Origin of the sequence: Halomonas salsilacus (assembly GCF_051216275.1) — a bacterium.
Classification (GTDB): domain Bacteria; phylum Pseudomonadota; class Gammaproteobacteria; order Pseudomonadales; family Halomonadaceae; genus Halomonas.
In genome coordinates this window covers 242,090-249,456 of record NZ_JBPKAQ010000005.1, presented here as the reverse complement: position 1 = coordinate 249,456, position 7,367 = coordinate 242,090, and the positions used below count along the sequence as shown (strand labels likewise).

The window sequence follows — 7,367 nt, the reverse complement described above, 5'->3', positions numbered from 1 at the left end:
CCTTCACCGCTGACAACGTGGCCCGTTGCCGGCAGCGGATGCGTACTCTACGGTTTTCCCCGCCACCCCGCAAGGCCTTCGTGTAAAAAAATTTCAGGACCATGACAGGATGGCGAAAGGGAGGTGGCAAAAAGCATCCACAGAGGCCTGCCATCATGCCGCTAGGTGAGCGTGACCCGGGCGTAGCGTTTCTTGCCGGCCTGGATCACATAGCTCTTGCCAGTATCGAGCATATGGTCGCGCTCGACCACCTCGCCATCCACCTTGACCCGGCCGTTGCCGAGCATGTCCTTGGCCTGAGCGCTGTTGTTGGAAAGGCCAGAGCGGTTAAGCACAGCGGCGATTGGCGCTTGCTCGCCACCCTGGAAGTCCACCGCCACCTCTGGCAGGTCTTCGGGCAACTCGCCCTCGGCCAACTGGTTGCCGGCGGAGCGATGGGCGTTCGCCGCCGCCACTTCGCCGTGGTAGCGCCCGATCAACTCACGGGCCAGAAGCATCTTGATGTCGCGGGGATTCGCGCCGGCTACCACGTCACGCTTGAGCGTCTCGATCTCCTCGTTGGACTTGAGCGAAAGGAGCTCGAAGTAGCGCCAGATCAAGCTGTCCGGCATAGAGACGAGCTTGTTGAACATCGCGCCTGGCGCCTCGTCCACGCCCACGTAGTTGCCCAGCGACTTGGACATCTTCTGCACGCTGTCCAGCCCTTCCAGCAGCGGCATGGTGATCACCACCTGGGGCGCCATGCCATGATGCTTCTGTACCTCACGGCCCATTAGCAGGTTGAACTTCTGGTCCGTGCCGCCCATTTCTATGTCGGCATCCAGCGCCACGGAGTCATAGCCCTGCACCAGCGGATAGAGAAACTCGTGGATGGAGATCGGCTGGCCGGCTCTGTAGCGCTTGTCGAAGTCGTCGCGCTCGAGCATCCGCGCCACGGTGCTCTGGGCCGCCAGCTCGATCATCTTGGCGGCGGAAAGCTCGGTGAACCACTCGGAGTTAAAGCGCACCTCGGTCTTCTCGGGATCGAGAATCTTGAACACCTGCTCCTTGTAGGTCTCGGCGTTGACGCGTACCTCCTCCTCGGTGAGCGGCTTGCGGGTGACGTTCTTGCCGGTAGGGTCGCCGATACGACCGGTGAAGTCGCCGATCAGGAAGATAATCTGGTGGCCGAGATCCTGAAACTGGCGCATCTTGGTCAGCAGCACGCTGTGCCCCAAGTGCAGATCAGGGGCGGTGGGATCGAAGCCCGCCTTGATACGCAATTTGCGGCCGGACGCCAGCTTCTTGACCAGCTCATCTTCCAGCAGAATCTCCTGGGTGCCTCGCTTCAGCAGCGCCAGCGCGCTCGCCACATCGCTCATCGTCTCCTACTCCATGTGTTCGGTTGCCGGGCCCCGGCAGGGGCCATCGAATGGGGCAGAATGGTAGCATGAGTCGACACCTTGCGGTGACGTCCCACGACCCGAGAGAGTGATATGCCCCTCTATATAGGCCTGATGTCCGGCACCAGCCTGGACGGCATCGATGCCGCCCTGGTGGAGATCGACGATATGCCTTTTGGCACCCAGCCACGCCTGCTGGCCAGCCACGCCGAGCCGATGCCCGCGGCGCTGCGCGAGCGGCTTTGGGGGCTCTGCCACGCCGAGCGGGCAAGCTTTGCCGAGTTGGCGGCGGCCGAGGATGCCTTCTGCCGGCTTCAGGCAAAGGCCGTGGCCGCAGTGCTGGCTGACAGCGACACGCCTCACAACGCGGTCGCGGCCATCGGCAGCCACGGTCAGACCGTCGAACACGCCCCGCTGGGGCACGCCGGCGGCCCCGCCTACACCCTGCAGCTCGACAACCCCAGTCTCCTCGCGGAACTCACCGGCCTCACCGTGGTGGCCGACTTCCGTCGCCGCGACCTGGCGGCCGGCGGCCAGGCCGCCCCCCTGGCGCCGGCCTTCCACGAGGCGCTGTTCCGAGCGACCAACGAGTGGCGCCTGGTGCTCAACCTGGGAGGGTTCGCCAACCTGACTCTGCTGCCGCCGGCCGAGGACCCCCGGGCGCCGCTGGGGTTCGACTCGGGGCCGGCCAACGCCCTGCTGGACGCCTGGCACTTAAGGCACCGCGGCGGCAACTTCGACAAGGACGGCGCCTGGGCGGCCTCGGGGCGGGTCGACGAGGCGCTATTGGCGCGGCTGCTGGCCGCGCCCTTCTTCCACCTGCCCCCGCCGCGCAGCACCGGACGGGAGCTGTTCAACCTCCCCTGGCTGGATGCCCACCTGACGGGAGAGGAGCGACTCGAGGACGTGCAGGCCACCCTGGCGGAGCTGACCGCCGAAAGCGTGGCGCGGGCGGTGACCATGGCGCGGGAACGGCTCGAAGCGCCTGCGGCGGCGCGGCTGATTCCCTGCGGGGGCGGCGCCCACAACCGCGACCTGCTGGCACGCCTCGCCCGTCATCTGCCCGACTCGACCCTCACCAACATCGCGGCATCGGGCTGGCATGCNCTGCGGCGGCGCGGCTGATTCCCTGCGGGGGCGGCGCCCACAACCGCGACCTGCTGGCACGCCTCGCCCGTCATCTGCCCGACTCGACCCTCACCAACATCGCGGCATCGGGCTGGCATGCCGACTGGCTCGAGGCCGGTGCATTCGCCTGGCTGGCCTGGCGCAGGCTGCAGAGCCTGCCGGGTAACCTGCCCTCGGTGACCGGCGCCGCGGGGCCCCGCGTGCTTGGAGGCGTCTACGCTCCCTGATCCACGCACCGGGAGAGCGGCCTAGAACTCGTCGTCACGCTTCAGCGAGAGGTGGCTGGCCGCCTCGCGGGCCTGGGTCATCCCCTCGCTGCCGGCGTCGCCGTACTTGATCATCATGCGTAGGTCATTGGCCGAATCGGCGTGCACCAGCGCCACCTCCTCGGTGATCTTGCCCGCCTTGAAGATATCGTAGAGCGCCTGATCGAAGGTCTGCATGCCCAGGTCCCGGGAGCGGGCCATGACGCTCTTGATCTCGTTGACCTCGCCCTTGCGTATCAGGTCCCCGATCAGCGGCGACTTGAGCATGATCTCGATGGCCGGGCAGCGCCCGCCATCCACCGTGGGCAGCAGCTGCTGGGCCACGATGGCACGCAGGTTGAGAGACAGGTCGAGCCAAATCTGGCCGTGACGCTCCATGGGAAAGAAGTTGATGATGCGATCCAGGGCCTGGTTGGCGTTGTTGGCATGCAAGGTGGCCAGGCAGAGGTGACCGGTCTCGGCGAAGGTGAGGGCGTGCTCCATGGTCTCCCGCGTGCGGATCTCGCCGATCAGGATCACGTCGGGAGCCTGGCGTAGCGTGTTCTTCAGCGCCACCTCGAAGGAGTCCGTATCTATCCCCACCTCGCGCTGGTTGATGATCGCCTTCTTGTGAGGGTGCACGTACTCGATGGGATCCTCGACACTGATGATATGGCCGCCCAGAGTTTCGTTGCGCTGCTGGATCATCGACGCCAGGGTGGTCGACTTGCCGGTACCGGTGCCGCCCACCACGAAAACCAGGCCGCGCTTGATATTGGCCAGTTCACCCAGCACCGGCGGCAGCGACAGCTCTTCCAGGTGGGGAATCTCGAAGGCAATACGCCGGATCACCATGGCCTTCTGGTTGCGCTGCTGGAAGGCGCTGACGCGAAAGCGCCCCTTGTCCTTGAGGCTGAGTGCGAAGTTGGCCTCGCGCTCGACCTGGAAGCGCGCCATCACCGTCTCCGGAATCGACGCACTGACCAGTTCATTGACCTGCTCCACGCTAAGTCCCTGGTCCCCCATGGGGGTCAGCTTGCCGGCCATCTTGAGGGTTGGCGGCGCGTTCACCGAGATCAGCAGATCCGACGCCTCCTTCTGCACCATGATATCCAGCAGCTGGTAGAGCCACTCTTTCGCCGTCATATCCTTGCTCCTCTTCCCCGTTGTTCCCTGCCGAACGGCCGAACTCCTGCTCAGTTCGCCAACATGCCCTTGGCCTTGGCCTGTGCCTCGTCGCGCGCCACCACGTTGTCCGCCACCAGCTTGGCCAGCGAGGCATCCAGGGTCTGCATGCCCAGGTTGCCGCCGGTCTGGATGGCCGAGTAGATCTGCGCGACCTTGTCCTCGCGGATCAGGTTGCGCACCGCCGCGGTGGCGATCAGGATCTCGTGGGCCGCCACGCGGCCGCCCCCCATGCGCTTGAGCAGCGCCTGGGAGACCACCGCCTGGAGAGACTCAGAGAGCATCGAGCGCACCATGGACTTCTCATCCCCGGGGAAGACGTCGATGATCCGGTCGATGGTCTTGGCCGCCGAGGTGGTGTGCAGGGTGCCGAACACCAGGTGGCCGGTCTCCGCCGCAGTGAGCGCCAGCCGGATGGTCTCCAGATCGCGCAGCTCGCCGACCAGGATCACGTCCGGGTCCTCGCGCAGGGCACTGCGCAGCGCCGGTGCGAAGCCGTGGGTATCGCGGTGCACCTCACGCTGGTTGATCAGGCAACGCTTGCTGCGGTGGACGAATTCCACCGGATCCTCGATGGTGAGAATATGCTCATAGCGGTTGTCGTTGATGAAGTCGATCATCGCCGCCAGCGTCGTGCTCTTGCCCGAACCGGTGGGGCCGGTCACCAGCACCAGGCCGCGGGGCAGCATGGAGAGCTGACGGAAGACGGTGCCGAGGCCGAGGTCCTCCAGGGTCAGCACGTCGGTGGGAATGGTGCGGAACACCGCCCCGGCGCCGCGCGCATGATTGAAGACGTTGACACGAAATCGCGATACGCCCGGCACCTCGAAGGAGAAGTCTGTTTCGAAGAACTCCTCATAGTCACGGCGCTGGCGGTCGGCCATGATGTCGTAGATCAGCTTGCGGACCTCGCGGTCCTCCATGGCCGGCACGTTCAGGCGGCGAATGTCGCCATCGACCCGGATCATCGGCGGCAGGCCCGCCGACAGATGCAGGTCGGAGGCCTTCTGTTTTGCCGAGAACGCCAGCAGTTCGGTAATATCCATGCGTTTTCCCTTACTCCCGCAGCCCTGGTGACATCTTGTAATGTTCAGTATGACAGAGCTTGCCACATGACAGCCCCTTCTGCCTCCACCCCCCTCGCCGAATCGCTGGCCACCGTGCGTCGGCGTCTTGCCGATGCCCTTTCCGCCGCCGGCCGGCCGACGACCGGCGCGCGCCTGCTGGCGGTCAGCAAGACCAAGCCGGCGACACTGGTCCGCGAGGCCTGGCATCTCGGCCAGCGCGAATTCGGCGAGAACTACGTCCAGGAAGCGCTGGCCAAGCAGGTCGAACTGGCCGACCTCGAGGGCATCGTCTGGCATTTCATCGGTCCACTGCAGTCCAACAAGACCCGCGAGGTGGCCGACCACTTCGCCTGGGTACACAGCGTAGATCGCGAGAAGATCGCCCGACGCCTGAACGATCAACGCCCGGAAGGGTTGCCGCCCCTCGAGGTATGCCTGCAGGTTAATATCAGCGCGGAGCCCAGCAAGTCCGGGGTGAGCCTCCCCGACCTGCCGGCACTGGCCGAGGCGGTGCTAGCGATGCCGCGACTGCGCCTGCGCGGGCTGATGGCGATTCCGGCCCCGAGCGAAGACATGGGCGCCCAGCGCGAGCCCCTTGCCCGGCTGCGCGAGGCCCTGGAGGCCCTGCAGGACCGCTTCCCCAAGGCACCGCTGGACACCCTCTCCATGGGCATGACCCATGACCTCGAGGCCGCGGTGCTGGAGGGTGCCACCCTGGTGAGGGTAGGTACCGCCATCTTCGGGGAGCGCAAAAGCCCCCGCTGAGCACCAACCGACTACCGAAGCCGCCGGATGCCTGCACCGGCCCCACTCGTAGAGCGACACAGGACACACCCCATGGCCACCAGAGTCACCTTCATCGGCGCCGGCAACATGGCCAGCGCCATCATCGGGGGAATGATCGACAGCGGCTACTCGCCCTCCGCGATCACCGCCACCTCCCCCAGCGACGCCTTCCTCGCCCCGGTGCACGAGCGCTACGGCATCCACACCAACACCGACAACCTCGCCGCCGTGGCCCAGGCCGACGTCGTCGTGCTGGCGGTGAAGCCCCAGGTGATGAAGGAGGTATGCGAGGGGCTGGCCAGCGTGGTCCAGCGTCGACGCCCGCTGATCATCTCGGTGGCCGCCGGCCTCGATGCCGCTACCCTCGAGACCTGGCTGGGCGGCGAGTTGCCGCTGGTGCGCTGCATGCCCAATACCCCAGCCCTGGTCGGCGCCGGCGCCTCCGGCCTCTATGCCAATGCTAGCGTCAGCGAGGAGCAGCGCCAGGTCGCCAGCGAGCTGATGGAAGCCGTGGGCCTGGTAGAATGGGTCGACGACGAGGTGCTGCTGGATGCGGTGACTGCCGTCTCAGGGAGCGGCCCTGCCTATTTCTTCCTGATGTTCGAGGCCATGGAGGAGGCCGGCGTCAAGCTCGGCCTGCCCGCCGAGACCGCCCGGCGCCTGGCCATGCAGACCGCCTTCGGCGCGGCCAAGATGGCGATGGCCAGCGACAAGACCCCCGCCGAGCTCAAGCGCGACGTGATGTCGCCCGGCGGTACCACTGAGCGCGCCGTCGAGCATCTCGAGGCGGCCGAGCTGCGCCGCATCCTCGCCGAAGCCATGGACGCCTGCGCCGCGCGCGCCCGGGAGATGGCCACAGAGCTCGGCGGCCGCTGATTCCAGGCATCGGTTTCAAGGGGCCGCCGGACGGCGGCCTGCCCACGACATGGAGGAACCCTCATGGGAAATGCCGGCCTGCTGCTGGTCAACACTCTGGTCAACCTGTACATCTTCCTGCTGATGTTGCGCTTCCTGCTGCAGGCGTCACAGGCCGACTACTACAATCCAATCAGCCAGACGGTGGTGAAGATCACCCAGCCGGCGGTGCGTCCCTTCCAGGGCTTCCTGGGCCCGGTGATGGGGCGCTTCGACATGGCCACCCTGGCGGCCAGCTTCGTGATCAAGGCGGTCAGCATCGTCATCATCCTGCAGCTGGCCGGCTTCGGCATGGCGCCCATCGCCAGCGTGGCCATCGGAGCCGTGGCGGCGCTGGCCAATGCCATCCTCAAGATCTACTTCTTCGCGCTGATCGCGATGATCATCCTCAGTTGGGTGGCGCCCAACGCCAGCCACCCCGGAGCACTGCTGGTGATGCAGCTGGTTGAGCCGATCATGGCGCCCCTGCGCAAGGTCATCCCGCCCCTGGGCATGATCGACCTCTCGCCCATCGTGGCTTTCATCGCCATCAGCCTGATCGATGGTATCGTGGTGGGCTCGCTGACCCGCGCCGCCGGCGTGGCCGGCGCCCTGGTCGGGCTTTGAGCCCCGGCTTTGAGCACCCACTCGCCGCCCACCGCAACGACTGGACACGGAAC

Annotated in this window: 6 protein-coding genes and 1 pseudogene; 4 read left to right on the top strand and 3 right to left on the bottom strand. The window is 66.2% G+C overall.

The window, feature by feature from the left end; all coding sequences use genetic code 11:
* Window positions 1-161: 161 nt before the first annotated feature.
* Window positions 162-1,361, bottom strand: a complete 1,200-nt coding sequence (gene tyrS, locus ACR80S_RS09945; RefSeq protein WP_435400888.1) for a tyrosine--tRNA ligase — start codon at window positions 1,359-1,361, stop codon at window positions 162-164.
* Between the two features lie 114 nt (window positions 1,362-1,475).
* Here tyrS and ACR80S_RS09940 point away from each other — a divergent pair.
* Window positions 1,476-2,737, top strand: a pseudogene (locus ACR80S_RS09940) (anhydro-N-acetylmuramic acid kinase).
* A 21-nt stretch (window positions 2,738-2,758) separates the two neighbouring features.
* Here the strand turns inward: ACR80S_RS09940 and ACR80S_RS09935 are convergent.
* Window positions 2,759-3,901 carry a PilT/PilU family type 4a pilus ATPase gene (locus tag ACR80S_RS09935; RefSeq protein WP_435400890.1) on the bottom strand — a complete coding sequence of 381 codons (1,143 nt, stop codon included), beginning with the start codon at window positions 3,899-3,901 and terminating at the stop codon, window positions 2,759-2,761.
* 50 nt (window positions 3,902-3,951) lie between these two features.
* Entirely contained in the window at window positions 3,952-4,986 is a 1,035-nt protein-coding gene (locus tag ACR80S_RS09930; RefSeq protein WP_290905701.1) for a type IV pilus twitching motility protein PilT, read from the bottom strand.
* 66 nt (window positions 4,987-5,052) lie between these two features.
* Between ACR80S_RS09930 and ACR80S_RS09925 the strand changes: the two genes are divergently transcribed.
* From ACR80S_RS09925 to ACR80S_RS09915, 3 genes are all read left to right on the top strand, one after another.
* Window positions 5,053-5,772, top strand: coding sequence for a YggS family pyridoxal phosphate-dependent enzyme (locus tag ACR80S_RS09925; RefSeq protein WP_435403103.1), 720 nt, complete (start codon window positions 5,053-5,055; stop codon window positions 5,770-5,772).
* Between the two features lie 72 nt (window positions 5,773-5,844).
* Window positions 5,845-6,669, top strand: coding sequence for a pyrroline-5-carboxylate reductase (proC, locus tag ACR80S_RS09920; protein ID WP_435400892.1), 825 nt, complete (start codon window positions 5,845-5,847; stop codon window positions 6,667-6,669).
* 63 nt (window positions 6,670-6,732) lie between these two features.
* Window positions 6,733-7,314 carry a YggT family protein gene (locus tag ACR80S_RS09915; protein ID WP_435403102.1) on the top strand — a complete coding sequence of 194 codons (582 nt, stop codon included), beginning with the start codon at window positions 6,733-6,735 and terminating at the stop codon, window positions 7,312-7,314.
* Window positions 7,315-7,367 lie beyond the last annotated feature (53 nt).